28 protein-coding genes are annotated in these 26948 nt (G+C 58.0%); 14 read left to right on the forward strand and 14 right to left on the reverse strand.

Translation table 11 applies throughout. The features are described 5' to 3' along the window. The first annotated feature begins 62 nt into the window (after nt 1–62). Both ACR0DJ_RS07635 and infC read left to right on the forward strand, forming a co-directional pair. Complete coding sequence (locus ACR0DJ_RS07635) at nt 63–896, forward strand: ferredoxin--NADP reductase (RefSeq protein ID WP_171639581.1); 834 nt, start codon at nt 63–65, stop codon at nt 894–896. A 245-nt stretch (nt 897–1141) separates the two neighbouring features. Continuing rightward, nucleotides 1142–1603: a translation initiation factor IF-3 gene (gene infC / locus ACR0DJ_RS07640; protein WP_438826499.1), complete on the forward strand. Its 462-nt coding sequence runs from the start codon at nt 1142–1144 to the stop codon at nt 1601–1603. A 54-nt stretch (nt 1604–1657) separates the two neighbouring features. On the opposite strand, the gene ACR0DJ_RS07645 is transcribed toward infC, so the two are convergent. From ACR0DJ_RS07645 to ACR0DJ_RS07655, 3 genes are read right to left on the reverse strand one after another with little or no spacing between them, the layout of a single operon-like run. Continuing rightward, nucleotides 1658–2071 carry a hypothetical protein gene (locus ACR0DJ_RS07645; protein WP_171639582.1) on the reverse strand — a complete coding sequence of 138 codons (414 nt, stop codon included), beginning with the start codon at nt 2069–2071 and terminating at the stop codon, nt 1658–1660. Nucleotides 2072–2125: 54 nt separating this feature from the next. Then, nucleotides 2126–3442, reverse strand: a complete 1317-nt coding sequence (locus ACR0DJ_RS07650) for an aspartate aminotransferase family protein (RefSeq protein WP_480684426.1) — start codon at nt 3440–3442, stop codon at nt 2126–2128. Beyond that, nucleotides 3439–4212 carry a beta-keto acid cleavage family enzyme gene (locus tag ACR0DJ_RS07655; RefSeq protein WP_480684427.1) on the reverse strand — a complete coding sequence of 258 codons (774 nt, stop codon included), beginning with the start codon at nt 4210–4212 and terminating at the stop codon, nt 3439–3441. The genes ACR0DJ_RS07650 and ACR0DJ_RS07655 overlap by 4 nt, the downstream gene beginning before the upstream one ends. Before the next feature lie 88 nt (nt 4213–4300). On the opposite strand from ACR0DJ_RS07655, the gene ACR0DJ_RS07660 reads away from it, so the two are divergent. Further along, nucleotides 4301–5200, forward strand: coding sequence for a MurR/RpiR family transcriptional regulator (locus ACR0DJ_RS07660; RefSeq protein WP_480684428.1), 900 nt, complete (start codon nt 4301–4303; stop codon nt 5198–5200). A gap of 65 nt (nt 5201–5265) precedes the next feature. Here ACR0DJ_RS07660 and ACR0DJ_RS07665 read toward each other — a convergent pair whose 3' ends face one another. Beyond that, nucleotides 5266–6267 carry a molybdopterin-binding protein gene (locus ACR0DJ_RS07665; RefSeq protein ID WP_425078178.1) on the reverse strand — a complete coding sequence of 334 codons (1002 nt, stop codon included), beginning with the start codon at nt 6265–6267 and terminating at the stop codon, nt 5266–5268. Continuing rightward, entirely contained in the window at nt 6264–7232 is a 969-nt protein-coding gene (locus tag ACR0DJ_RS07670) for an XdhC family protein (RefSeq protein ID WP_480684429.1), read from the reverse strand. The genes ACR0DJ_RS07665 and ACR0DJ_RS07670 overlap by 4 nt, the downstream gene beginning before the upstream one ends. Before the next feature lie 229 nt (nt 7233–7461). On the opposite strand from ACR0DJ_RS07670, the gene ACR0DJ_RS07675 reads away from it, so the two are divergent. Beyond that, nucleotides 7462–7962, forward strand: coding sequence for a hypothetical protein (locus ACR0DJ_RS07675; RefSeq protein WP_171613864.1), 501 nt, complete (start codon nt 7462–7464; stop codon nt 7960–7962). A 4-nt stretch (nt 7963–7966) separates the two neighbouring features. Here ACR0DJ_RS07675 and ACR0DJ_RS07680 read toward each other — a convergent pair whose 3' ends face one another. Beyond that, nucleotides 7967–9226 (reverse strand): vWA domain-containing protein, encoded by a 1260-nt coding sequence (locus tag ACR0DJ_RS07680; RefSeq protein ID WP_480684431.1) that lies wholly within the window; start codon nt 9224–9226, stop codon nt 7967–7969. Between the two features lie 58 nt (nt 9227–9284). After that, nucleotides 9285–10193: an AAA family ATPase gene (locus ACR0DJ_RS07685; protein WP_170344543.1), complete on the reverse strand. Its 909-nt coding sequence runs from the start codon at nt 10191–10193 to the stop codon at nt 9285–9287. 162 nt (nt 10194–10355) lie between these two features. Here ACR0DJ_RS07685 and pyrC point away from each other — a divergent pair, with 162 nt between their 5' ends. Beyond that, complete coding sequence (pyrC, locus tag ACR0DJ_RS07690) at nt 10356–11393, forward strand: dihydroorotase (RefSeq protein WP_480684432.1); 1038 nt, start codon at nt 10356–10358, stop codon at nt 11391–11393. Here the strand turns inward: pyrC and ACR0DJ_RS07695 are convergent. Both ACR0DJ_RS07695 and ACR0DJ_RS07700 read right to left on the reverse strand, forming a co-directional pair. Then, nucleotides 11390–12682, reverse strand: a complete 1293-nt coding sequence (locus ACR0DJ_RS07695; protein WP_480684433.1) for an MmgE/PrpD family protein — start codon at nt 12680–12682, stop codon at nt 11390–11392. The two genes, pyrC and ACR0DJ_RS07695, sit on opposite strands and share 4 nt — an antisense overlap. Before the next feature lie 37 nt (nt 12683–12719). Further along, a complete protein-coding gene (locus tag ACR0DJ_RS07700; protein ID WP_299642055.1) occupies nt 12720–13166 on the reverse strand; it encodes a type II toxin-antitoxin system RatA family toxin in 447 nt (148 codons plus the stop codon). Nucleotides 13167–13238: 72 nt separating this feature from the next. Here ACR0DJ_RS07700 and hpt point away from each other — a divergent pair, with 72 nt between their 5' ends. Both hpt and ACR0DJ_RS07710 read left to right on the forward strand, forming a co-directional pair. Further along, nucleotides 13239–13781 carry a hypoxanthine phosphoribosyltransferase gene (hpt, locus tag ACR0DJ_RS07705; RefSeq protein WP_170344548.1) on the forward strand — a complete coding sequence of 181 codons (543 nt, stop codon included), beginning with the start codon at nt 13239–13241 and terminating at the stop codon, nt 13779–13781. A gap of 119 nt (nt 13782–13900) precedes the next feature. Beyond that, nucleotides 13901–14257: a hypothetical protein gene (locus tag ACR0DJ_RS07710; RefSeq protein WP_425078173.1), complete on the forward strand. Its 357-nt coding sequence runs from the start codon at nt 13901–13903 to the stop codon at nt 14255–14257. An 11-nt stretch (nt 14258–14268) separates the two neighbouring features. Here ACR0DJ_RS07710 and ACR0DJ_RS07715 read toward each other — a convergent pair whose 3' ends face one another. Both ACR0DJ_RS07715 and lipA read right to left on the reverse strand, forming a co-directional pair. Continuing rightward, nucleotides 14269–15420 carry an amidohydrolase gene (locus ACR0DJ_RS07715; protein ID WP_480684434.1) on the reverse strand — a complete coding sequence of 384 codons (1152 nt, stop codon included), beginning with the start codon at nt 15418–15420 and terminating at the stop codon, nt 14269–14271. Beyond that, nucleotides 15417–16367 (reverse strand): lipoyl synthase, encoded by a 951-nt coding sequence (lipA, locus tag ACR0DJ_RS07720; protein WP_117869117.1) that lies wholly within the window; start codon nt 16365–16367, stop codon nt 15417–15419. The genes ACR0DJ_RS07715 and lipA overlap by 4 nt, the downstream gene beginning before the upstream one ends. Nucleotides 16368–16630: 263 nt before the next feature. Between lipA and ACR0DJ_RS07725 the strand changes: the two genes are divergently transcribed. Further along, entirely contained in the window at nt 16631–17179 is a 549-nt protein-coding gene (locus tag ACR0DJ_RS07725; protein ID WP_171116196.1) for a peroxiredoxin, read from the forward strand. Between the two features lie 48 nt (nt 17180–17227). On the opposite strand, the gene ACR0DJ_RS07730 is transcribed toward ACR0DJ_RS07725, so the two are convergent. After that, on the reverse strand, nt 17228–18307 hold the full coding sequence (locus ACR0DJ_RS07730; RefSeq protein WP_170344552.1) for a DUF6456 domain-containing protein: 1080 nt from the start codon (nt 18305–18307) through the stop codon (nt 17228–17230). A 252-nt stretch (nt 18308–18559) separates the two neighbouring features. Between ACR0DJ_RS07730 and ACR0DJ_RS07735 the strand changes: the two genes are divergently transcribed. After that, nucleotides 18560–18847, forward strand: a complete 288-nt coding sequence (locus ACR0DJ_RS07735; protein WP_480686240.1) for a DUF6477 family protein — start codon at nt 18560–18562, stop codon at nt 18845–18847. Here the strand turns inward: ACR0DJ_RS07735 and ACR0DJ_RS07740 are convergent, their stop codons facing one another. Both ACR0DJ_RS07740 and ACR0DJ_RS07745 read right to left on the reverse strand, forming a co-directional pair. Beyond that, nucleotides 18848–20392 (reverse strand): trimethylamine methyltransferase family protein, encoded by a 1545-nt coding sequence (locus ACR0DJ_RS07740; protein ID WP_425078171.1) that lies wholly within the window; start codon nt 20390–20392, stop codon nt 18848–18850. Nucleotides 20393–20515: 123 nt separating this feature from the next. After that, nucleotides 20516–20965 carry a GNAT family N-acetyltransferase gene (locus tag ACR0DJ_RS07745; protein WP_425078170.1) on the reverse strand — a complete coding sequence of 150 codons (450 nt, stop codon included), beginning with the start codon at nt 20963–20965 and terminating at the stop codon, nt 20516–20518. Nucleotides 20966–21058: 93 nt separating this feature from the next. Here ACR0DJ_RS07745 and guaA point away from each other — a divergent pair, with 93 nt between their 5' ends. The 5 genes from guaA (at nt 21059) to ACR0DJ_RS07770 (ending at nt 26937) form a co-directional block, all read left to right on the forward strand. After that, nucleotides 21059–22618, forward strand: coding sequence for a glutamine-hydrolyzing GMP synthase (gene guaA, locus ACR0DJ_RS07750; RefSeq protein WP_170344557.1), 1560 nt, complete (start codon nt 21059–21061; stop codon nt 22616–22618). 204 nt (nt 22619–22822) lie between these two features. Then, nucleotides 22823–23728 carry a DMT family transporter gene (locus ACR0DJ_RS07755; protein ID WP_368040341.1) on the forward strand — a complete coding sequence of 302 codons (906 nt, stop codon included), beginning with the start codon at nt 22823–22825 and terminating at the stop codon, nt 23726–23728. Between the two features lie 126 nt (nt 23729–23854). Next, nucleotides 23855–25018: an OmpP1/FadL family transporter gene (locus ACR0DJ_RS07760; RefSeq protein ID WP_170344558.1), complete on the forward strand. Its 1164-nt coding sequence runs from the start codon at nt 23855–23857 to the stop codon at nt 25016–25018. 101 nt (nt 25019–25119) lie between these two features. After that, nucleotides 25120–26016, forward strand: coding sequence for a DMT family transporter (locus tag ACR0DJ_RS07765; protein ID WP_257600617.1), 897 nt, complete (start codon nt 25120–25122; stop codon nt 26014–26016). A 48-nt stretch (nt 26017–26064) separates the two neighbouring features. Next, nucleotides 26065–26937 (forward strand): ATPase, encoded by an 873-nt coding sequence (locus ACR0DJ_RS07770; protein WP_170344563.1) that lies wholly within the window; start codon nt 26065–26067, stop codon nt 26935–26937. The last annotated feature ends 11 nt before the right edge of the window (nt 26938–26948 follow it).

Below are 26948 nucleotides of genomic sequence, written 5' to 3' on the forward strand. Positions count from 1 at the left end.
TTTTCCTGACCTGGATCAATGATTAAACGGAGATGTCGGTTTAGCAGACCGGCAGGTAAACGATGACAGAGATGAAGCCCGTGAGCGAAGCAACTGCCGTGAAGGCCCCCGTCCTGCCGGACGCGCAAACCGTAACCGAGGTCAAGCATTGGACCGACAGCCTGTTCTCTTTCAAGGTGACGCGCCCCGCCTCGCTGCGTTTTCGCTCGGGCGAGTTCGTGATGATTGGTCTGCTGGGCGACAATGGCAAGCCATTGCTGCGCGCCTATTCAATCGCCTCGCCTTCGTGGGACGATGAGCTCGAGTTCTATTCGATCAAGGTTCAGAACGGCCCGCTGACGTCGAAGCTTCAGCATATCAAGCCCGGTGACCAGATCATCCTGCGCCCCAAGCCGGTTGGCACATTGGTGCATGACGCCCTGCTGCCGGGCAAGCGTTTGTGGTTCTTTGCAACCGGCACCGGCTTTGCCCCGTTTGCTTCGCTGCTGCGTGAACCGCAAACATATGAAGATTATGACGAGGTCATCATCACCCACACCTGCCGCGAAGTGGCTGAACTGGAATATGGCCGCCAATTGATCGACAGCATCCGTCAGGATGAAATGCTGGCCGAACTGATTGGCGAAGGCTTCGCTGACAAGATCCGCTATTACCCGACGACCACGCGCGAAGAGAGCCCCAAGATGGGTCGGATCACCGACCTGCTGAAGGATGGTACCGTGTTCAGGGATCTGGGCATCGAAGGCGGAATCAAGCCCGAAACCGACCGCGCCATGGTCTGCGGTTCGCTGGCATTCAATCTGGACATCAAGGAAATCCTTGAGGGTTTCGGTCTGCGCGAAGGCGCGAATTCCGAACCCAAGGAGTTCGTGATTGAAAAAGCCTTTGTCGGCTAAAGGCAGGCTGCGTTCAGAGCTTTGTGGCCCCGAACGCAAAAAACACCGGACAAAACACTGTTTTTTCGCAACTGCCGGTGTTTATGACGCTTGAAGTGCGGCTCGGCCCGGTTTAAATTCCGGGCTCGAAATTCTGCAATTATCAAAGGAATGAACCCATAGCCCGCAGACCTCACAACGCGCCGCCACAACGTGACACCGGCCCGCGCGTCAATGACAAGATCCGTGCCCCCGAAATCCGCCTGATTGGTGCCGAAGGTGAAAATGTCGGGGTGGTTCATCCCGCCAAAGCCATGCAGATGGCCGCCGATGCCGGTCTTGATCTGGTCGAAATTTCGCCCAATGCGAACCCACCGGTCTGCAAGATCATGGACTTCGGCAAATTCAAATATGAAACGCAGAAACGCGAAGCCGAAGCCCGCAAGAAGCAAAAGATCATCGAGGTGAAAGAGGTCAAGTTCCGACCCAACACCGACACGCATGACTATGACGTGAAGATGCGCAACGTCTTCAAGTTTCTGGAAAACGGCGACAAAGTGAAAGTCACCCTGCGTTTTCGTGGCCGCGAAATGGCACACCAGAACCTGGGCCGCGAATTGCTGGAGCGTGTCGCTGAGGACGTCAAAGAACTGGGTAAGATCGAAAACATGCCGAAAATGGAAGGCCGTCAGATGATCATGATGATCGGCCCCCTTCCGCAGAAATAACCCTGCCCAAATACCGAAACGAACAAAGCCCCTTCGCCTTTGAAGGGGCTTTTTTTAAGTCGCCTTCCTGCTTTTCAACCAACGGGCCGCGTCCCGGAAATCGAACACCAGCGAGGTGATATCGACGATCAGAAGCACCCGGAGAAAGCCGGCAAAGGCTGGGCTCAGGGGGTCTTCGGAAAACAACAGAAGTGTCACGATGATGACCAGTGGCACCCAGCACAGAATGTGCGGCAAGGCCATCGCACCGCTCATCCCGCGGGCAGCCACCATGATCGGTACGTTCAGCGCCATGCCTGAAACTGCAAGCAATGCAATCAGGTACCCCTGTGGCTGATCCAGAAAAGCCAGCGGAAGCAGGTTTACCGGCACCAAAACAACGGCCACCCAGATCTGCACCCAGGAAGCGAGCGCTCGGAAACTGCGCCAGATATCCAGCACCATGGACGTCGCCTTTTCCAGATCCATTGCCCACGACACATAGCAAACGTGTCGCAGGCAAACAGGGTGCTCACGGTATTGTCAGAGAACGGCTGAAAAAGAGCGTTCCAGTTTGCTGACAAGTTCGCCTACCTGGTCCTCTTCTATGATGAAAGGCGGCGCGAGCAGGATATGGTCTCCGTTCCGGCCATCCCGGGTGCCCGCCATGGGATAACAGATCAACCCTTCGGCAAGTGCTGCCTTCTTTATCTTTCCGGCAATGCCCAGGGATGGATCAAAGGGGGTCTTCGTCTCGCGATCCGCCACCAGTTCCACACCCCGGAACAGGCCACGGCCACGCAAATCGCCCACATTCGGGTGCTGTCCAAACGCGGCTTCCAGTGCGGATTGCAGTTTGCTGCCCATGCGTCCGGCGCGCGCCGGTAAATCACGCTCTGTCAGTTCACGGACCACCGCAAGGGCGGCTGCCGTGGCGACAGGATGGCCGATATAGGTGTGCCCATGTTGGAAAAACCCTGACCCATCCCGAATCGCACCGAAAATCTTATCGGTGCACAGCATCGCCCCGATCGGTTGATATCCTGCGCCCAACCCTTTGGCGATGCACAGAATATCCGGTGCAACACCGTCGTGATCACAGGCGAACAAATGACCGGTGCGCCCCATGCCACACATCACCTCATCCAGAATCAGCAGCACGCCGTATTGGTCGCAGATTTCCCGGATGCGTTTGAAATACCCCTCAACCGCCGGAACCGCGCCAAGCGTAGCGCCGACAACCGGCTCGGCCATGAAGGCCATAACCGTTTCAGGCCCAAGGCGCAGAATTTCCGCCTCCAGCTCGTTGGCGACGCGCTGACCATAGTCAAAGCTGCTCTCATCCCCGGGCTTTTCGGCATATTCATAGCAGGCCGAGATATGGGTCATTTCGATCAGCATCGGCGCGAATTGAGCCCGTCTCCAGGCATTTCCCCCGGCAGACAAGGCCCCCAGAGTGTTGCCATGGTAGCTTTGCTTGCGCGCGATCACGTGGCGGCGCTCGGGCTGCCCGATTTCCAGAAAATACTGGCGCGCCAATTTGATGGCCGCTTCGGTCGCCTCGGACCCGCCCGAGACGAAATACACCCGGTCCAGATCCCCCGGCGCGTGCTGGATCAGCAGATCCGCCAATGCCTCTGCCGGCTCCGAGGTCATGAACCCGGTATGGGCAAATGCGATCTGCTCCACCTGCTGTTGCACGGCCCGGATCACTGCCGGATTGGAATGCCCCAGACAGGACACGGCCGCATCGCCGCAATCCAGATATCGCTTGCCGTCGGCATCGATCAGGTAAGCGCCGTCGCCACCCGCCGCGACGGGAAGTTCAGATTTGGTGTGGCGTGGGAAAACATGGCTCATGTTCCGGTCCTTCCAAGTGTTTCAACCAAAGCCGCGACCGAGGCCGCGTTGTCCGTCCAGAGCGTGCCATCCGGTGCCGTCAGGCTGTTTTCGAATCCAACACGCAGATCGCCGCCGCGCCGCGCGGTTTCGATCAGACAGTCATGTTCCTGCGTCCCAAAAGCGCACACCATCCAATTGGCCGGGCTGGACGGAAACGCATCCAGATCCGCTGGCACGGATTGCTGATTTTGACTGTAGCGCCCCAACACAAGCAACCGGTCTGTCTGGTCCGTCTGGACGATACCTTTTGACTGCCAGTCTTCCAGCAGCTTCACATCTTCTGAATCGTAGAGAATATGCTGAACCCGCGTGCCCTGAGCCGCACATAGCGCATAGACCCGAGGCGCAAGATCAAGGGCCCGCGCGATTTCCCGGACTGAAATCGAGGCCCATTCAGGCCGGACCCGTTGCAAACATTCAAACTGCGACGAGACGTCGAACACGCCTGCTGCCTCGGTGGTGATCTGAACATCCATGCCCGGCACCACCCTTTTCAGTTCCGCGATTGTTTCGCGATACAATCCGGCATCCAACGTGTGGTGTCCGTCGGCATCCCGTACATGCAGGTGTATGCCATTCGCACCAGCCTCGTGACAGCCCCGCGCCGTTGCGACGATCTGATCCGTCGTGACTGGCAAGCCCGGGTGATCCGCGCGGCCCCGCCGGGCCCCGTTCGGAGCAACCAGTATATATGGCTGCCCGGTGGTTTTCACTGTGCTCTCGGTCATTGCGCCCTCGTGTTCGTCTGTCCTCAGCTAATGATCTCAAGTTTCGTTTTCAATTTACCAATTGGAAAACATATGTTTTGCTTGTCGCATGACCCGCGCTCTAACTGCCATCGTTACGCAAATGCGCCGCGAGATCGATGAAATGCCTGCGCAAATGCAGGTCGCTGTAAAGTACATCATCGATCATCCCGCCGAGTTTGCGCTGAATTCGATCCGAACCACCACCGATCGCATCGGCATCAGCACGAACGTTCTGATCCGGCTGGCGCAACGCATGGGGTATGACAGCTTTGACGCTTTTCGACGCCCATTTCGAAACGCTCTGACAACTGACGGTGAGGACAGGTTTGGGCAGGACTGGCTGGAACACCTAAAGGAACAAGGGCGGTCTGGTGCGGCGCAGGCACGGTTTGCGCAGAACGAAATAAACGTCGTGTCCAGATCGCTGCGCCTCATGGCCCCCCATTTGACGGAACAGGCCGTCGCGCACATCAGGTCGGCGCGCCGCTGTTATGTGACGGCCACACGATCCAGCCATGCGCTGGCCTATTACTTTCACTACGCCGGGCGCATGGCCCATCCCGGGCTTCAGCTGGTGCCCCGCCACATGGGTTCGGCCATTGACGATCTGGTCGAAGCCACCGCCGAGGATTGTCTGTTCGCCATCACGGTTCACCCCTATTCGGCCGACACGATTCACGCGATGCGGTATGCTCGGGACCGTTCGATGCGCATCATCCTGTTGTCGGATAGCGAGGTTATCGCGCCGGGGGTGGAACCGGATGTCGTCCTGCCTGTCAGCACACGAACCTTGCACCCGTTTTCAAGTTTTTCGGGGGCAATGGCCGTCCTGGAGTGTCTGCTGGGACATCTGTTTGACGCCGGCGGAGAGACCGCCAGAGAAAGAGTGGATGCCTATCAGAAAGCGCGGGAGGATACCGGAGCATATTGGCGACCCGGCGTATTGCCAAAGCTCAGAAAACCATAGGCCGGATCCGTCTAAGCCTCTGGCGTCAACCTCAGAATTCAGCCCCGCTCAGGATCAGCAGCGGATCATTCTTTTCGTTTGGCGCGCGGCTGAGGTCTGGTCGGGATTTCCTTCAGCAATCCTCCGACACCCATTCCGGCAATATCTGCCCCGGTCGTTTCGATCCCGCAGGCAACCCGTGACAGAACCCAATCCGCCCCGTTCAACGCCGGAGATCGCGCGCACCCGGGCAACCCGATCACCGGTCGATCCTGCATCGAACCCAGAAACAACAGGTTCCCCGGATCAACCGGCATACCGAACCGATCCACCTGCCCGCCGGCAAGCCGAACAGCAGACGGCGCAACATCGTCCGGGTCCGAGGTCGCGGAACCAGTCAGGATCATCAGCAAATCACCGGTCGTTCTGGAAACCGCCTTGGCCAGCGCATCCACGCGATGCGGCACGATCTGCACATCACACAAATCCAAACCCAGGGCTTCGGTCCGTCCGCGAATGGCGGCGATCCCCTTGTCATTGGGGGGGCCTCCGGGGATATCCGTAACGATCAAACCTGCCGTCTTGTGAACGGGTCTTGCCAGACGCACGGCCCCTTGCGCCAGATTGGCGGCCCGCCGAACATCAGCCTCTGGCACGGCATACGAGATTACCTTGATGGTAGCGACCATGCCCTTCGGGCCCATCTGCTGGTACTGCGGAACCGTCGCAACCGTAATCATCGGGTTGACCCGATTGAACATTTCCAGCGCATCCACATCCAGAACCGCCACGCCCGGCCCGTCCGCCAACAGGTTGACCCGGCCGGTGAACGCATCGGTCACGCGCAGATTGGCCGACGCCGCATCTGGCGCAAGAGCTGCGGCCAAATGACGTGCGGCCTCGTCTTCGTGGCAATCGCCGGGTTCAAGGCGGGCAACGATCACTTCGCGGATGTCCGCCTGCGTCAACTGCGCAACATGCTCTGCCCGCAGTGACAGCCCCTTGCGCAGCTTTTGCCCGTCAGCCGTCACCGAATGGGCTAGAATGGCACCTATCGCTTCGGAGACTGCTACCGGACCAAACCTCATGCCCTGCCTCGTAGAACGGCCGTCATCTGCGCCAGAACTGCAACGGCAATCTCGGATGGGCCGGCAGCCCCGATATCCAACCCGATTGGCCCATGAATCCTCGAGATTTGCTTATCACTGAAACCCGCCGCCTTCACACGTTCGACGCGTTTGGAATGGGTGCGTGTCGATCCCAATGCACCGATATAGAACACATCCGCATCCAGTGCAGCTTGCAATGCCGGATCATCCAGCTTTGGATCATGCGTCAGCAGGACAATTGCGGTGCGCGCATCCAGCCCGAGTTTTGCAACGGCCTCATCCGGCCAATCCGTGAGGATCGTTTCCCCCGGGAAACGGGCGTTGGAGGCAAATGCGTCGCGCGGGTCGATAATGGTCGGATCATACCCGGCAATTCGCGCCATCGGCACCAGCGCCTGCGCGATGTGAACCGCACCGACAATGATCAATCGCAGCGGCGGGTTGTGAACGGCCACAAAGGTCCGGCCATCTTCTTCAAAACCTGATCGATCCATGCGCAGCCGTTCGGCATAGGCGTTTCGGCGCAAGGCTCTGTGCCCGGTATCGGTATTGACTTCATAAGCGATGGGTTCGCGCCTTGCGCGGGCTGCAACCAGTTCCGCCAGCATCGGTTCGGGCAGAACCTTTCCAACGGGTTCGACGAGGACGCGAATGGTTCCACCACAAGCCAGCCCGACCGCAAAGGCATCTTCGTCGCTCACCCCGAATTCCAGCAAGCGGGCTTCGCCTTCGTCAATGGCCTCAAGCGCTTCGACGATCACCGCGCCTTCGACACAGCCGCCCGACACCGAGCCTTCGATCCGGCCATCGCCGCCGATCACCAGCTGGGAACCAACCCGACGCGGCGCGCTGCCCCAGGTTTCGACAACCGTGGCAAGGGCGGCGCCGCTGCCATCGCGGTGCCACTTCAGTGCCGTTTCCGGGCTGTTGTCGAATCGCTCCATCAGAACCTCCAGACGTCGTCTGTTTCCCAACATAAGCAGGATTGGCGTGATGAAAAGCGCGACGCCCCTGTCAAAACGTCTATATTGAACCCAGCGAGCAGAAGCTAAGGCCTGAACTGCATTCAAGAAATCACAGCATTGATTGTTAGTGCCACGGGTTTTAGCCTGCGCGGGCAGCCGGCCAAGCGACCGAGCCACGTATCAAACACATTTTTTCGGAGACAAGCAGTTGAAACATTTTCTTGCACTGGGCGCAGTGGTTGGCCTTTTGACTTCAACCGCAGCGTGGGCTGACACATTCGAACGCTACGGAGAAGTAGAAGGCTGGAAAGTCTTCATCGACAACGAAAAGAAGTCCTGCCTGATCGAGGCCGTGGACGATGCGGAAAACGTCGTTCAGATGGGCCTGACCGAAGATCGCGGCGTGGGATATGTGGGGGTGTTCACCAAAGCCGAGACCGACATCAAACGTGGCGAGACGCAAGAAGTGGCCATCCTGATCGGGGACAACATCTATCTGGGTGAAGCCACAGGCATGAAAGGCAATATCACCAAGGGCTATTCCGGTGGCTATGTCCTGTCAGACAGCCCGCAATTCGCGGATGATCTGGCCAAGAAAAAGGTCATGATCGTGTTTCCCGAGACATCCTATGCATTTACCGTCGATCTGACCGGCACGTACAAAGCCATGGAGATGGCGCGTAAGTGCAACGAAGAACAGTTGTCATAGGCAACTATTCGGAAAGCGCGGCCAACAGCCGTGCTTTCTGCCCCTGGTCATCGGGTTGTGAGATCACAGAGGCCAGATCTTCGAGCGAGGCTATGGAATGCCCTGCCCTGAAACTGTCGACATGGGGCAGCATGGCTGCCACCCCCTGAGCCTTGGGGGCAAACCCGTCCCAGCGCAGCAGCGGATTCAGCCAGATCAGGCGTTTTGAGGACAGGTGCAGCCGCTCGATCTCTTTCTCGAGGCTCTCCGGGTCACCCCGCTCCAAACCGTCGGTGATCAGCAGAACAACGGCCCCCTGCCCCATGACACGTCTTGACCAGTCTCTGTTGAACTGATGCAGACAGTCGCCGATGCGTGTGCCCCCTTCCCAATCCTGCGCCTCGGCCCCGGCAGCTGCAAGCGCTGCGTCAACGTCCCGATGATGCAGGTGGCGGGTAATATTGGTCAGGCGTGTGCCGAAAGTGAAGGCATGAACCTTGGCCCAACCTGCCCCCTTGGCGTTCGAGACCGTGTGCAGGAAATGCAGGATGGCACGGCTGTACTGGCTCATTGAACCTGAGATGTCGCACAGGGCCACAAGGTTTGGCCACCGCGGTTTGGGCTCTAGCCGGGCGATATCGCGCAATTCGCCCCCTTGCCGCATGGCTGCGCGCAAGGTGCGGGCGCGGTCGATACGGTGCCCCAGATGACTGGCCTGTCCGCGGCGCGATTCAATCGGTTTGACCGGCAGGGTCAACCGCGCCAGAACGCGCTTGGCTTGCGCGATTTCGGCGGTGCTCATCTGTTCGAAGTCCAGATTGCGAAGACGCTCCTCGGACGATGCCGTCTGCGTGGCGTCAATCTCGATTTCAGTTTCGCCTTCGTCTTGCACCGGCTGTTCGGGCGTGTCCTGTTCGACACCGTCCAGAAGGGCCTCAGCCGCGCGTTTTTCGCCAGCATCCGCCTTGCGATCCTCCTGCACGCCCCGAATGGCAGGAAGCATCATGGCCATCATGTGTTCCATATATCGCGGGTCGCGCCAGTACATTCGGAAGACCTGTGCAAACACCGTGCGATGTTCGGGGCGGTTCACGAAACAGGCGTGCAGCGTCCAGTAGAAATCCCGTTTCTGGGTGAAACCCGCAGCTTGTACCGCGCGAATTGCATCGATCACGCGCCCCGGACCAATCGGCAGCCCCGCCTTCCGCAGCGCGCGGGCAAAATGGGTGATGTTCTGCGCCAGCTTCGGGTTGTCGGGAATATCCAGCGGGATTTGCTCGGCCATCAGACGTAATGGGGGCTCTGCCCCCATGCCCCCGGAGTATTTGAAAAAAGATGAAACATCAGACCGGTTCGAGCGTGGCCTTGGCCTCGTCGAGGATGCGTTTGGCCTCGGACCCCTGAAGTTTTTGAATGTCGTCCTGATATTTCAGGATCGCCCCCAGCGTGTCACCGATCACCTCGGGGCTGAGGTTCATCACGTCCAGCGCCAGCAGACATTTGGCCCAGTCAATGGTTTCGGCCACGCCGGGTTTCTTGAACAGGTCCTCGGTGCGCAGACGCTGAACGAAAGCCACGACTTCGCGGCTGAGCGCATCGGCGGCCTCGGGCGCGCGCGCGTGCAGAATTTCGATCTCGCGTTCGAAATCGGGATAATCGACCCAGTGATACAGGCAGCGACGCTTGAGGGCATCGTGCACTTCCCGCGTCCGGTTCGACGTGACAATCACAATGGGTGGTTCGGGTGCTGCAACAGTGCCCAGTTCAGGGATCGTGACCTGAAAATCACTGAGGGCCTCCAGCAGAAAGGCTTCGAACGGCTCATCGGTCCGGTCCAATTCGTCAATCAACAGAACCGGTGCACCGTTTTCGTCCGGGCGCATTGCCTGAAGCAGCGGGCGTTCGATCAGGTATTCATCCGAAAACAGTTCCGCCTGCAACGCGCCCCGGTCGGCCCCGCCCGAAGCCTCGGCTGTTCGGATCGCAACCATCTGAGCCGGAAAATTCCATTCGTAAACGGCCGTGGACGCGTCCAGACCTTCGTAGCACTGCAACCGGATCAAGCGGCGGTTCAGACCGGATGCCAGCGCCTTGGCGATTTCCGTCTTTCCGACACCTGCTTCGCCTTCCAGAAACAACGGGCGTCCAAGCTTCAGCGACAGGAACACAACCGTGGCAAGGGCGCGACCGCAGACATAGCCCTGACTTCCCAGCATCTGCTGTACGGCATCGATGGAATTTGGCTGCGTCATGGAACCCCTCTCTTCTTCGCGGACAAACAGGTCACGCATGCGCCTTTGCGTCAAGGCCCTAGCCCCTGTCAGAGCTACGACGTTCCGGTTGGTTGACAAGTTTTTTCGCCAACACGTTCCGGGCTGGTTGGTCTTTCAGGGCAGCTATGCTAGCGGAAGATCATGACTGATACCCTCACGATCCACCGCCCCGACGACTGGCATCTGCATCTGCGCGATGGCGCCATGTTGCAGGCCGTTCTGCCCGAAACCGCCCGTTATTTCGCTCGTGCGATCATAATGCCGAACCTCGTGCCACCGGTTGTACGCGGCGATCAGGCCGCCGCTTACCGTGACCGTATCATGGCTGCGTTGCCCGACGGCATGACGTTCGAGCCACTGATGACCCTGTACCTGACCGAGGATACAGATGCGCAGGACGTCGCGGCCGCCCATGCCAGCGGGCTGATAAAAGCGGTCAAGCTGTACCCGGCGGGGGCCACGACCAATTCGGCCTCGGGCGTGCGTGACTTTGACAAAGTGCGCCCCGTACTGGAGAAAATGGCCGAGATCGACCTGCCCATGTGTGTTCATGGTGAAGTGACCGACGCCGAGATCGACATCTTTGACCGCGAGGCCGTGTTCATCGACCGCGTTCTGGACCCGATCCGCAAGTCGACGCCGGGCCTGCGCGTGGTGATGGAACATATTACCACGTCCAATGGTGTGGACTATGTCAAAGCCAACGAGGCGGATCTGGGCGCGACGATCACCGCGCACCACCTGATCATCAACCGCAACCATATTCTGGTTGGCGGGATCAAACCGCATTACTATTGCCTGCCGGTCGCCAAGCGCGAGGAACACCGCCTGGCCCTGCTGGCGGCCGCCACGTCGGGTGACGCGCGGTTCTTCCTGGGCACGGACAGCGCTCCGCACACGGATGCCAACAAGGAAATGGCCTGCGGCTGCGCGGGGTGTTTCACCGCGACGAATACCATGTCTCTGGTGGCCGAGATGTTCGACCGCGAAGGTGCGCTGGACAAGCTCGAGGCGTTCGTCTCGCTGAACGGGCCGGGCTTTTACCGCCTGCCCGTGAACGAGGAAAAGATCACCCTGACCAAGGGCGAGCCGGTTGCATACCCGTCAAAGATCGACACGGGCGATGGACCTGTCACTGTGTTCGACCCGGGCTTTCCGCTGCACTGGCGCGTGGCTTAACCCGCCATACGTTCGGCCAGATCACGGGCGCGACCGCCGGTGCGCAGCATCGACCAGATCGCGTCCGCCTTATCCGTTCCGATCAGCTTCGACGCTTTGGCGCGCACACGATCCTCGCGGTCAGACAGCGACATTGGGGTCATCAGGTCATGCGTTGCCTCGCGGCGAATACCGTCACGACGCAGCAAGGCCAGATGCGCCTGCGTTTCCGACAGGCTTTCATCCGCTTCGACCGTGATGCGGTCTTGCAGAGACGTAATGCGCGGGTCCGCGCAGACCTTGTCGGTGTAGCTGCCCGGCAAAGCCGTATCGTACCCCAGCGCCTGCATCGCGATGACCGTCCGGTAAGAGAACTTGGTCCCCAGCCCGGTTGTGGGCGACAGCTGATTGCACACACTCATCCAACGGGGATGGGTTTTGATTTTGATCTCGGCCACTTCGGGTTCCGCGATGTCCAGCGCGCGCGCCGCTTCCAAGGCCGCGTGCAGGCCGTGACAACAGGCGTGGAACTTGTGGCTTACCGTTTCGAACAACCATTCATCGCCCAAACCCTCCAGCGCGCCTTGATCCGCTGCACCCTGATGGGTCGCGCCAAATCCGTACGTGCCTTCCAACGCGTCGGCGTTGGGCTGAAATCCACGCTGAACAAGCACAGCCGCCTCGACCCCGGCCGAAGCGGCTAGCCCGGCATTGTAAGGCTTGCCCATGGTTCCGAACTGGGCCTTGAGCCCGGCCGCGCGCGTTGCCGTCAAACCCAATACGGAGCGCATCTGGGTTTCATCCAATCCTAGCAACCGCCCCACGGCAACAGCGGCCCCGAATGCACCGGATGTCGCTGTCTGGTGAAACCCGGCCTGATAATGCCCCCTGCCCAGCCACAGGCCGACACGGATTGACGTTTCCATACCGACCAGCGCGGCTTCGAGAAGATCGACCAGAATGCGGTCATCCCACTCGGCCACGGCAAGGGCCGCAGGAAGAATGGCGACTGACGGATGCCCGATATGCGCGAAATGCGTGTCATCGTAATCCAGCGCGTGGGATATGGTTCCATTCACCAAAGCCGCGCCGCGCAATGGGGCCGCGCCCCCTCCGAACAGGTGGGCCTGAGCGTTCCCGCCCTCGGCCAGGACCATATCGCGAACGATGCAGGACACCGGCTCGGACGCCCCAGCACGACCAACTGCCATCCAATCCAGAACGGACAGCGACGTGACAATCCGCGCCTGAGCCGTCGTTGAAACCGGGCCCGCCGCGAAGGTGGCCAATGCTGCCGTGAAATCCGTCATGGGCGCAGTCTAGCGTGCGCCCTTGCAGGGTAAAGGCCTAGCCGTAGAGTTCTTTCGCACGCGCCTCGAAGGCGCGGACGATCCGCTGCATGGCTTCGTTGAACACAACGCCGATGATCCCTTGCAGGATGGCGTTCTTGAACTCGAAATCCACATGGAACGAGACGTTGCAGCCCCCATCGGGCGCGTCCTCGAACTGCCAGTCGGATTTCATGTATTTGAAAGGCCCGTCCAGATACTCGGTATCGATCTTTTTCTGATCGGAAAACAGGGTCACCCGGCTGCCGAACCGTTCGCGGAACACTTTGAACGAGATGACCAGATCGGCCTCCATCACCTCGGCCTCACCAACCGCATAGGTCTTGCGGATCCGGGCCGCGGCGCACCAGGGCAGAAACTTGGGGTAACTGCCCACATCCGCAACAAGATCATACATCTGCTGGGCTGTGTATGGCAGGTGGCGGGTTTCCGAATGGATTGGCATGATGTCCGGTATTTGCAGGTGACAATGGCGCGTCATGTCGTATGTTGCGCGCCAAAGATCAAGGGGGCTGCGATGACTAACCGCGCATATGTGATAGATGAGATGATCTCGGCCAAGGCCATCGCCGCCCGAATCGAGGAGTTATGCCGCGAGATAACGGATGAGTTCGGCGATACGGACAAGCTTGTCGTCGTAGGATTGCTGCGCGGCAGTTTCGTCTTCATCGCCGACCTGGTGCGGGAACTGGACCTGCCGATCGAAGTAGATTTCCTTGAGGCGTCCTCTTACGGCGATTCGATGGAGAGCAGCCGGGAAGTGCGCATTCTCAAGGACTTGCGCGGCGCGATCGAAGGCCGCGACGTGCTGGTGGTCGAAGATATCGTCGACACCGGACACACGCTGAACCATGTCACCAAGTTGCTTCAAAGCCGCAAGCCGAAACGGCTCAAGTCGATTGCCCTGCTCGACAAACCCAGCCGTCGCGAAGTTGATTTCCGGTCAGACTGGATTGGCTTTGAAATTCCGGATGAATTCGTCGTGGGTTACGGGATCGACTACGCGCAGCGCAACCGCAACCTGCCGTTTATCGGCAAGGTTCGGTTTACCGACAACTAAATGTACTATTGTCGGGCAACTTGAGTGTCGACCCAGCGCCCCAAATTCAAAAAACCGAATAACAATAGACAGGCATCATTGCCCCCCTTACCCTTCCTATCAGCTTGGGAGGACTATGGATGAAGCGTGTAGTCGCGACAGTTGCTGTCGTTATGGCGATCGTGGCACTTGCAAGTTCGGGTGCTGCAAAGGATAACAAGGGCAAAGGGCAAGGTGCCAATAAAAACAAGGTAGAGAAATCTATCAAGTCAAACGGCAAAGCTGTTCCGCCCGGTCAAATCAAAAGATATACGCGTGGCCAGAAGTTGCCCGATGATCTGAGTTTCGATTACATTGACGACCTCGGCAACTGGAAGCTTAAGCCGTTGGGCCCCGGCCAGCGCTATATCCGGGTAGATGATGAAATTCTCTCTATATCTGACGATACGAAGACAGTTATAGAAGCCGTTGGAATCGTTGGTGATCTGGTCAAGTAAGTGGATCGAGACTAGCAGGTTTTGCGAAGCACGACATCAATCGCGCTCAGGAAAATCCCGGTTCCAATCGGAATAAGCGCATCCGGGAAATCGTAATCCGGGTTGTGCAGTTGCGGATGGTCCTGCCCCGCCCCCAACCAGAACATGGCCGCCTGCGCGCCTTTGCCAAACTGGCCGAAGTCTTCGGAAAAGCGCTGTGGCTGATGGACCAGCCTGCACGCGACGCCCTGTTTGGCACAGGCCTTTGCCAAAACAGCAACGGCTTTTCGGTTATTGACGCAGGCTTCGAACACCTCGTGATAGCTGATTTCCACCGCCAGCCCTTCGAACTTCGCCGTGTTTTTTACCAAAGCTTCGGCCTCGGCCATCAGGCTCTCCATCCGCGCGTCCGAAACCGTGCGCAGGGTCACCCATAACTCGGCCTGCCCCGGTGCGACGCCAACTGTCCGCTCGCCCAGAGTGGCATGGGTGACCGTGGTCAGAGCGTAGGTGTCATCCAAGTCACCGCCCGCCCCCAGGTTGGCCAATGCCGGCATCAACGTGGACAAAGCACCTGCCGGTGACACGCCGTCCTTGGGGGCGGCTGCGTGTGAGGTCTTGCCTGTCAGAACGATTTGCATCCCGCGCGAGGCGCAGTTCGCGGGGCCTTCACACAGTTCTACCGCCCCCAGCTCCAGCCCCGGCAAATTATGCAGAGACAGCACGATGTCAGGCGAAACCTCAGCGAACTGAGGATCGGCCCGGCAAGCAATCGCACCATGTCCGGTTTCTTCGGCGGGTTGGAAAATCAGAACCACGCGGCCGGACTTCGGGCGCTGGTCCTTCAACGCTTCTGCCACCCCGAGGACCATCGCCATGTGACCATCATGGCCGCACAGATGCCCCTTGCCTGCAATCTGAGACGCATAAGCCAGATCCGAGTGTTCCTGAATTGGCAGCCCATCCAGTTCGCATCGAATTCCAACTGTGGGGCCGGGAACGCCGCTGTCGTAAACGGCGGCAACACCGTGCCCGCCGATGCCGCACAGAACCCTGTCCGCATCCGCTTGGCGCAAAAGATCCGCAACCCACGCTGCGGTATTCTCCTCCTGCCCCGAAAGCTCTGGCTGTTGATGAAACTCGTGGCGCAGGCGGATGAGCTGCGCGATCCGCTCTGGCGTCACGCTTGCTGTAGCTTTGCTTGCCGGGCCGCGCGAAGCCGGGCGAAATCGTCGCCCGCATGGTATGAAGACCGGGTCAGAGGTGTCGCGGATACCATCAGGAACCCCTTGCCATAGGCCGCCTTTTCGTAAGATGCGAACTCTTCCGGGGTTACGAACCGATCCACTCCGTGATGTTTCGGGGTCGGTTGCAGGTACTGGCCGATGGTCAGGAAATCGATATCCGCCGCGCGCATGTCGTCCATGACCTGACGCACTTGCTGTTCGTTTTCACCCAACCCGACCATGATGCCCGATTTGGTGAAGATCGACGGATCAAGCTCTTTCACGCGCTGTAGCAGGCGCAGGGAATGGAAGTATCGCGCACCCGGGCGCACTTCGGGGTAGAGACCTGGCACCGTTTCCAGATTGTGGTTGAACACATCCGGTTTCGCTTCGACCACAATCTCAAGGACATCCTCATCACATTTCAGGAAGTCAGGCGTCAGAATCTCAATCGTGGTTTTCGGAGACCGATGACGCACCGCACGAATGGTCTGCGCAAAATGCTCGGCCCCACCGTCTTGCAGATCGTCACGGTCCACCGAGGTGATCACCACGTGGTTCAGGCCAAGTTTTTCCACCGCATGGGCCACGCGACCGGGCTCAAACGCGTCAAGGTCGTCGGGGCGACCGGTTGCAATGTTGCAGAAAGTACAGCCGCGCGTACAAATCTCGCCCATGATCATCATGGTGGCATGACCCTGGCTCCAGCATTCCCCTACGTTGGGGCACCCTGCTTCTTCGCAGACCGTCACCAGATTGTTGTCGCGCATGATCCGCCGCGTATCCGCATAGCCTTTGCCGCCAGGTGCCTTGACCCTGATCCAACTTGGTTTCTTGGGCTGTGCATTGTCCGGACGGTGGGCTTTTTCCGGATGGCGCTGTTCGGGGATCTTCAGATCTCGCACGGTCGTTTTCCTGACTTTGGGTCAACTCTTGTCGCTCATAACATAGACAGAAGCGCGGTGTTACACCAGCGGCGCATAGCCGCTATGCGTTGCATCCTCGCAAGCGCAGAAGGGCATCATGCGCATATTCGTATTTGCGATTTAAATCCGATATTTAGCAAGAGGTTGGCCTTATTCGCCATCCCAGCGTTTACGCGATTGAATGCGGTTTGGAACTGTTTTAACTCACACCAAAATCATATGTGAATCACAGGAGTTTGACTATGAAAACCGGCGCAAAACTGCCCGACGTGACCTTTCACACCCGTGTCCGCGACGATTCCATCGAAGGACCAAACCCATTCCGTTGGGAAGACAAGACGACAGCCGACTATTTCGCCGGTAAGCGCGTGATCCTGTTCTCATTGCCGGGTGCGTTCACCCCGACCTGTTCGACTTATCAGCTGCCTGGATTTGAGAACGGCTATGCCGATTTCAAGGCCATGGGGATCGACGAGATTTACTGCATGTCCGTCAACGACAGCTTCGTGATGAACAAATGGGCCCAGGATCAGAACCTGAAGAACGTAAAAGTCATCCCCGACGGATCGGGGGAGTTCACCCGGAAAATGGGCATGTTGGTCGAAAAGGACAATCTGGGTTTCGGAATGCGTTCGTGGCGCTACGCGGCCATCGTCAATGATGGCGTTGTCGAGGCGTGGTTCGAAGAGCCGGGGCTGATGGATAACTGCCCGGAAGACCCCTATGGCGTGTCCTCGCCGGAAAACCTGATGAAGCACCTGAAGGCGTCGGCAGAACCTGAAATGGCCTAAGCCGCGAATCCAAAGAAAAGGCCCGTATACACCGGGCCTTTTTTCTGTTCAGCCGATCATCCGATCTCGTTCCGCCTGTTCCTGATAATGCCGTTTCAGCCGTTGCAAGGCGATCCGCAGGACGATCTTTCCGGACCGTGCTGACCAACCCATTCGCTTTTCCGCCAGCTCCAACCCTTCCAGATAGCAACAGCATCGCAACGCAACATCACTCAGCCCCGGCCCCAGGTCGGACAAGGCGCGAGCAACGCGGTCCTTCGCATCAGAAACCCCCTTTCCTCCATGGCTTTCACTGTCAAAGCTGCTTCGACCACCTGTCGTCAGAAAACGATCCCAGTTCTGTGAAACCTGAGGCCCGATCTGTGCCAGCTCGAAATCTTCGCGCAAGCGCTCGCCGGCGCTGACAAGGGATTCATCCAGAAACGGTTTTCCGTCACGATCCCGTCTGCGCGACAATGCAATCAACGGGCTTTCCGCGGCACTGTACCGAATGCGCTTGACCCGCTCGGCGGACCCGCCTGAAGACCTGCCCTGAAAGGGAGTTTGAGCTTCGGCAAAACCAAAGTCAGTCCCGGCACGCGCCTTGTTTTCTGCCTTGGCGATCAGATGACTTAGCGCCGTTCGCCCGGCTGCGGAAATCCGATATCGCGAAATACGACCGGGATTGTCACAGGTTATCCAGTCTTTCAAGGCCAAGGCCTGCGCGATCCTGCACTCTACGACCGCGGTTCTTGTTGCCCCAGCATTGCCGGTGTCGCGTACGACGACCGCCTTGTCCATTTCCTCGGCCACGGCAAGGACCGAACCCGTCTCGCTCAGGCGGCGCAACACACGCAATGCCTCATTTTCAAACTCTTCTTCAGCCGCGTTTTCTGACCCGCTTGCCGGACCGTCGGCGCAATCCGAAGCTGAAAAATGTGTCTCTGCAAGCGATTGCAACGCCGCATCCACCAATGGGTCGTCGCGGCGCATTTCGATGCGTCGAATTTGCCTGAGGATAGTTGACGCATGGCACCCGGCTGATCGCGCGATATCGCGGATCGAGCGACCGGTCTCGGTATGAGCAAGGTATCTTTGCGCCCCTTCTGGAACCCATGCCGGAATGGTGAAAGCCATGTTGTTTTCCATAATTATTTGCCCTCGTCGACAAAACAAACTGCCACTTTTCGCCCTCGGAATGTGGGTTAACCAAATCTAACTAGAGGTCCATTCGTTACTCGTTCGTTAACCACACAAGGCAAGAACCAGATTTGATTCAAAAAGATAAACAGTCGTGAAACCATCGTTCGGGGAGACTCTGACTAAGGCAACACCCGCTTAGGTTGTGTCAAACAGGACCCATCAATTTTCTGAAAAGGGACACATGACATGCAGGACCTGATGACAATGATCGCAACCCTCCGCCGCCCACGCATGTTGGCGCGTGCTGCCAGATTCGGGGCGCGGGATTACAATCGGGACAGGCATCTGCAACGCATCCTGGGATACGGGTCGCTGCCCGGTTCAGGTCAGGCGCTGCTGCGTTTGCTCGAGATGGAAAGAGAGGTAAATGAACTGCGAAAAGAAGATGATGCCGCCTATTCATTGGTGCGGCATCTGGATCTTCTTATTGCGCTGTTGGGTGAGGCGCAGCTGTATCAGGCCAGCCGCGCCTCGGTTCTTCAATGATCAACCGAATGCATCCGGCATGGAGGCCTTTTTCTCGGCGATATAGGCTTCCAGCGCCGCTGCGATATCCGGGTCAATCTGGGGTTGCTGATAATTGGCCAGCAAATGTTCAACCCGTGCCGTCGCCAAAGCCCGTGTGTCACGCGCGCCTTCTTCCTGCCAGGTTTCATATGGCTTGTAATCCAGCACTTCGGATTTCCAGAAGGATTCCTTGAAGTTGGCCTGCGTGTGGGCACAACCGAGATAGTGACCACCCGGCCCGACTTCGCGGATTGCGTCCATGGCCTGCGCGTTTTCATCATATGCAACGCCCTTGGCCAGCGAATGCAGCACTCCCAACTGATCCGCATCCATGACGAACTTCTCGAAATCGGCGACCAGACCGCCTTCCAGCCAGCCGCAGGAATGCAGCATGAAGTTCACGCCCGACAGCAGACCCATGTTCAGCGAATTCGCTGTTTCATACGCTGCCTGCGCATCCGGCAGCTTCGAGCCGCAGAACGACCCGGCCGACCGGTATGGCAGGTTCAGACGACGTGCCAGCTGGCCTGCACCATACGTGATATGCGCGGCTTCTGGTGTGCCGAAGGTCGGCGCACCCGAGTTCATATCGATCGATGTCACGAATGCACCGAAAATCGCGGGGGCACCCGGACGGATGATCTGGCTGTAGGCAACGCCGGCCATGACCTCGGCCAGAACCTGCGTCAAAGTACCGGCCACCGAGACCGGCGCCATCGCTCCGCCCACGATGAAGGGCGAGATGATGCAGGCCTGATTGTTGCGCGCATAAACTTCCAGCGAGCCCATCATCACGTCGTCGAATGTCAACGGCGAGTTGATGTTGGTCAGCGAAGTCATCACTGTGTTTTCCTGCACGAACTCCTTACCGAACAGGATTTCGCACATTTCAACCGAATCCTGTGCCCGGCTGGGATCGGTCACCGAGCCCATGAAGGGCTTATCCGACAGGGTCATATGCGCCTTCAGCATGTCCAGATGGCGCTTGTTCACCGGTATGTCGGTCGGCTCACACACCGTACCGCCCGAGTGGTGCAACCACTTGGACATATAGGCAAGTTTCACGAACTTGTTGAAATCGTCCATGGTTGCATAGCGGCGTCCACCCTGCGCATCACGTACGAACGGAGGACCGTAGACCGGGGCCAGAACCATGTTGCGGCCACCGATCACAACCGATTTTTCGGGGTTGCGGGCGTGCTGGGTAAACTGGCTGGGGGCTGTCTTGATCAGTTCACGGGCCAGACCTCGCGGAATGCGCACACGCTCACCGTCAATATCCGCGCCTTCGTCGCGCCAACGTTCCAGCGCGGCCGGGTTGTCGACAAAGTTGACGCCGATTTCTTCCAGCACGGTTTCAGCGTTGTTTTCGATAATCTCAAGCGCCTCTTCGTTGAGGATCTCGAAATTCGGAATGTTGCGTTCGATGTATTTCGCAGTCTCGATACGAACTGCGGTACGCTCGGCACGGCGGGCAGCGCCACCGCCACCTCTCGCCCTGCGCCGGGTGTTTGCCTCTGCCATGAGAAAATCCCGTCTGATTGGTTAGATTGAGCGTTTTGATACAGGTTTGCCGGAACTCAAGCATAGGGATTGCGGCGCTCTGGGGGGAAAAGCGACATTGCCGCCCCACCAAGAAGCAACCGGTCAGTCAGGATCGACCACCAACGCTTTCTCCATGGTAAGGCCGCTGCCCACCTGATCCGTCACTTTCCAGCCCATGTGCCGATACATCGCAATCGTGTCTTTCATCATTTTATGAGTTCGCAACTTCAACTTGGATAGATTCCGCGCCTGTGCTTCTTCTTCGGCAAACTGCATCAATCGCCGCGCAACCCCCTGCCCTTGGGCTTCGGGCGAAACCGCAAGGTTGAACACCATGATTGCGTCGTCAACTTGGTCAAAAACGATGACCCCGACTATACCACCGGATATCGCAAGCATGACACGGTGGGTCTTGATGTCATCCGCGATTCCGGCAGTAACGTCCGGCAGATCCTCGATCCGGCTCATCGCATCTGCATAGGCACTTCCCAGACAACGCGTTACCTCGTCTGCATCCACCACAGCAGCCTTTCTGAACTCGATCTTTGACATGGCACCTGATCTTTCCGCCGGATTGACTCAGCTTTTGCACCAAATGACGCCATACCGCTTGCACATGCAAGGCTTGCAACTTATGAGCCGGTTATGACCCAGACATCCCACGACCGCCTTCTGATCATCGACTTCGGCAGCCAGGTTACGCAGCTTATCGCCCGCCGCCTGCGCGAGTTGAATGTCTATTGTGAAATTCACCCTTACCAGAATGTCACGATGGATTTCGTGCGGGAAATGGCGCCACGCGCTGTGATTTTCTCGGGCGGTCCGGACAGCGTGACGCGCGATGGCTCGCCCCGTGTTCCGCAAGAGATTTTTGATTTTGGCGTTCCGATCCTGGGCATCTGCTATGGACAGCAGGTGATGATGCATCAGCTTGGCGGCAAGGTCGAAAGCGGCCATGGCACAGCCGAGTTTGGTCGCGCCTTTGTTACACCCAAAGACAAATTGGATATCCTGGAAGGCTGGTTCGCGGACGGCGATGAACAAGTCTGGATGAGCCACGGCGACCATGTCAGTGAAATCGCACCGGGGTTCGAGGTTTTCGGAACCTCGCCCAACGCACCTTATGCGATCACGGCTGATCCATCGCGGCATTTCTATGCCGTGCAGTTTCACCCCGAGGTACACCATACGCCAAAGGGCGCGAAACTGTATGAAAACTTCGTCAAGCTGGCCGGGTTCAAGGGTGACTGGACCATGGGCGCCTATCGCGAAGAGATGATCCGCAAGATCCGCGAACAAGTCGGAGACAAAAAGGTCATTTGCGGATTGTCCGGTGGCGTCGACAGCTCGGTTGCCGCGATCCTTATTCACGAAGCAATCGGGGATCAGCTGACCTGCGTGTTCGTCGATCACGGGCTGCTGCGCAAGAATGAGGCCGAAGAAGTCGTCGGCATGTTCCGGGACAACTACAACATTCAGTTGATCCACGCCGACGAATCCGAGCTGTTCCTTGGCGAACTGGAAGGTCAGAGCGACCCCGAGACCAAGCGCAAGATCATCGGAAAACTGTTCATCGACGTGTTCCAGAAACACGCCGATACCATCGACGGCGCCGAATTCCTGGCTCAGGGCACTCTCTATCCTGATGTGATCGAATCGGTGTCGTTCTCGGGCGGGCCTTCTGTAACGATCAAGTCCCACCACAACGTGGGTGGCCTGCCGGAAAAGATGGGCCTGAAACTGGTCGAACCGCTACGCGAATTGTTCAAGGACGAGGTACGTGCCTTGGGTCGCGAGCTTGGTCTGCCGCAGAGCTTCATCGGGCGCCACCCCTTCCCCGGACCGGGCCTGGCCATTCGCTGCCCCGGCGAGATCACCCGCGAAAAGCTGGAGATTCTGCGCGAGGCCGACGCGATCTACATCGATCAGATCCGCAAACACGGGCTTTATGACGACATCTGGCAGGCTTTCGTCGCCATCCTTCCCGTCCGCACCGTCGGCGTGATGGGCGACGGGCGCACCTATGACTACGCCTGCGCGTTGCGCGCCGTCACATCGGTCGACGGGATGACGGCGGATTACTACCCGTTCAGCCATGAGTTCCTTGGTGAAACGGCAACCCGGATCATCAACGAGGTCAAGGGCATCAACCGATGCACATATGACATCACCTCGAAACCCCCCGGAACCATCGAGTGGGAATGATCGGGCAAAACGCACCTGCGTTCGACGCCAAAACGACCCGATTCCAGGAATTCTTCCCAAGCCGTGCCTGAAAATGTCGGGCACGACCTTGAACCTGACGCTTCATAAGCGTTTCAATGATTCAACGAATTCAATCTTTTTGATCGCGTAGCGAAGGCCCTGATACCGGGGACGTGACCACGCGGCCAGGTCGGGGTGCGGCACGTGAATCAGACACAAAAAAACACCTTCAAGGCCGCCTTGTGGATGACCGGAGCCATTGCGTCCTTCTCCTCGATGGCGGTTGCCGGTCGCGAACTGAGCCTCGTGCACGACACGTTCGAGATCATGATGTACCGGAGCCTCGTCGGGTTTCTTGTTGTCGCCCTCGTACTCACGGCCACAGGCGGTTGGGTTCAGGTTTCCACGCAACGCCTGGGGTTGCACGCTTTGCGAAACACCTTGCATTTCACGGGGCAGAACCTCTGGTTCTATGCGGTCGCTGTTGCGCCTTTGGCGCAGGTGTTCGCATTGGAATTCACACAGCCGCTTTGGGTGATCCTGCTGTCGCCGCTGCTGCTGAATGAACGCCTGACGACCCTCAAGATAACAGCAGCGCTTATCGGTTTTGCGGGCGTTCTGATTGTCACGCGACCGGGTGCGGCACCGTTGAGTCCCGGCCTTGCAACCGCAGCCGCGTCTGCGGTTTTCTTTGCATTTACAACGATCACGACCAAAAAGCTCACACGCTTTGCCAGCATCGGATGCATCGTTTTCTGGCTTACTTCCATGCAAGCGGTGCTTGGGGCCGTCGCGGCCGGTTTTGATGGGCAGATTGCCTTGCCTACGGCGCAAACCGTTCCGTTTTTGGTTCTGGTCGGGCTGGCGGGGCTGCTGGCCCATTTCTGTATAACCAATGCATTGGCTATTGCCCCGGCGACAGTCGTGATCCCATTTGATTTTGCAAGACTTCCTACGATCGCGGTGGTCGGGATGATCCTGTACCACGAACCCATTGACCATTGGGTTCTGATCGGTGCGGCGGTCATCTTTTCGGGAATTTTCCTGAATATCTGGTCTGAAAGCCGTAACAGTTTAGCAACAGTTGAAAACACTAGTCGCAATACGTAACGCACCGTCACCAGTTGACCTTAAAGTAACCAAAAAGAGAGTATTGCTCATCATACACGGGATCGGCGTTCGTCACACTCAGCCAGACGCCATTGAAGCCCGCCAGGGATTGTTAGGGAGGACAGAATGAAAAAAACACTACTCGCGACCTGCGCTTTGTGTGCTGGAGCGACGGCAGGATACGCAGGCGGACTGGATCGAAGCGGTCAGGGCATCAACCTGATCTTCGAAGAAGGATCAGTGGTACAGTTTCGGTTGGGATACACCAACCCCAGCGTAACGGGCACCATGCCAGCTTTGGCCGGACCAAACATTGGGCAACCGGTCGATTCCGGTGAGGTTGCGAACGACTTTTTCACTCCGCATCTGGGCTACAAAACGTCACTGACCGAAAAACTCGATTTCGCGATCATGTATGACCAGCCCTTTGGGGCAGACATTGAATACGCAAACACCTACCCTCTTTCGATCAACCCTATTCCGGGTGGTCGCACCGACACTCTGAGGGCCACAGCGGACACGGACGCAATCACCGCATTGCTGCGCTACAAATTCGATGGCGGGTTCAGCGCAATCGGCGGTATTCGTGCGCAGCGTGTGAAGGCTTCGGTAACCGTCCCGCTTGCAGCCGGATACCAGGTTGACACCAATACCGACACAGCATTCGGCTACGTGATCGGGGTTGCATGGGAGAAACCGGAAATCGCGGCACGTGTGGCACTGACATACAACTCCAAGATCAGCCACGATCTGTCGCAAACAGAAACTCTGAACCCACCACCGGTCCCGCCGATTCCGCCGGGAACCGTGGCCACCTTCAACACAAACAGCGAAATCGAGACACCCCAGTCGATCAACCTGGATTTCCAGACAGGCGTCGCACCCAAAACGCTGTTGTTTGGTTCTATCCGTTGGGTCGACTGGCCACAGCTGGTGTACAATCCGCCAAACTACCCGCCGACCAGCAACCTTGTTGACTACGCCGATGCGACCTTCACCTATTCGTTGGGCTTGGGATATCAATTCTCGGAAGAGTTCAGCGGCGCTGTGACGTTGGGCTACGAGACATCCCAGGGCACGCCAGTATCAAACCTCGGCCCAACCGACGGGTTCTGGAGCGTTGGTCTGGGCGGAACGTACTCGCTGGAGAATGCCAAGATTTCCGGCGGTGTTCGTTACACCGACATCGGTGACGCGACAGCCAATGGCGCTGGCCCGAATGCGCGCGGAACATTCACTGGCAACAGCGCCTGGAGCGTTGGCTTCCAGATTACATACGCGCTGAACTAATCCAAAGGTGACTAACCTCAAGGCTCCGCTGTTTCAGCGGGGCCTTTTTTATGCGCAGGTTTCGGGTCGTATATCTGTCGAATGAATGGAATTGTGCGGCCATGAACACGCAAAAACACCTTTCTCGGCGCGCCTGGGTCGAACTTCTTCTTCTGGCCGTCATCTGGGGCGCGTCCTTTGTGGCCATCCGGATCGCCCTGGATTCCATTCCCGTTATGACATCGGTTTTGCACCGCACGTTCTGGGCGATGCTGGTGCTTTGGCTGGTGGCCTGGGCAAAGGGACTATCCCTACCCCGCTCAGCTCGCATCTGGGGTGCATTTCTGATCATGGGGTTGCTGAACAATGTCATCCCGTTCAGCTTGATGGCATGGGGTCAGCTTTACATCGACTCGGGGCTTACGGCCATTCTGAACGCAACCACGGCCATCTTTGGTGTTCTGGTTGCGGCGCTGTTTTTCAAGGATGAACGTTTGACACAAGCACGCGTGATCGGAGTCGTTTTGGGTTTTCTCGGTGTCTCGATCATCATCGGAATACAGACCTTCACGTCTTTCAGCCTGCAAAACACAGCCCAGCTTGCCGTGTTGGCCGGAACGCTCTCGTATGCTTTTGCCGCGGCTTGGGCGCGGTATCATCTGTCTGGCCTTCACCCCGTTGTCGCGGCAGCGGGAATGCTGACGGGTTCGACCCTGCTGATCCTGCCGCTGGCGCTCATGACGGACGGGGTGCCAACGCTTGCTCTGCCCGCAATCACCTGGGCTGCGATTGGCTATTACGCCATTGTGGCAACAGCGGGGGCATACCTTTTGTACTATCGCGTGCTGGCGATGGCGGGCAGCGGCAACCTGATGCTGGTGACGCTTGTCATCCCTCCTGTCGCCATCGTGCTTGGCGCGATTGTGCGGAACGAAGCGCTGCCGTCGAATGCCTATTTCGGCTTTGTCATCCTTGCCATGGGTCTTCTGGTATTGAACCGAGCTGGCCGCCGTGATTGACGCCGTGCGCTGCCCGATTTAGCAAAGGCAAAAAAGGGACAGCACAAGATGATCTACAACTCAGCCGAAGACTGGCGCACGGCACGCCGCAAGAAGGTGCTGTTCTTTGGCATGTCCGGTCTGGGCAAGACATATGTCTCGAACATTCTTCGGGACTCAGGGAACTGGTTTCACTACTCGATCGATTATCGCATCGGCACACGGTACATGGGCGAATACATTACCGACAATGCAAAGGCCGAGGCGATGAAAGTCCCGTTCTTGCGTGACCTGTTGTTGTCGGATTCGATTTATATCGGCTCCAATATCTCGTTCGCAAACCTGACCCCGGTCGCAGCCTATCTGGGCAAACCGGGCAACCCTGACCTTGGCGGATTGGAAATGCCGGAATACCGCCGCAGGCAGGAACAGTTTCGACTGGCCGAAATACACGCTCTGCTGGATACCGAGTATTTCATCGACCGGGCCGAGCGTCTGTACAAATACCCCCATTTCATCTGCGACACCGGTGGATCGATCTGCGAATGGGTGGACCCAGACGATCCGAACGATCGGGTACTGTCCGAGCTTTCGCAACATACCCTGATGATCTGGCTGAAGGGGGATGAGGAACACACGGCAGAGCTTGTACGCCGTTTTGACAAAGCCCCAAAGCCGATGTCCTATCAGGCCGAGTTTCTGACCAAGGCCTGGACGGATTATTTGGATCTGCAAGGCTGTTCGGAAGCAGATGTGGATCCCGATGATTTCGTCCGTTGGACCTATGCCCAGGCCTTGGCGCATCGCCAGCCGCGCTATGAAGCCATGGCGAACAACTGGGGCGTGACGATTGCCGCCAACGACATCGGACAAATCCGCGATGCGGCGGATTTCGATGAGTTGATCGAACACACCCTTGAGACCACGCGCAATAACGCCTAACTATCAGTTTT

The organism is Ruegeria sp. BF10, from assembly GCF_056538725.1.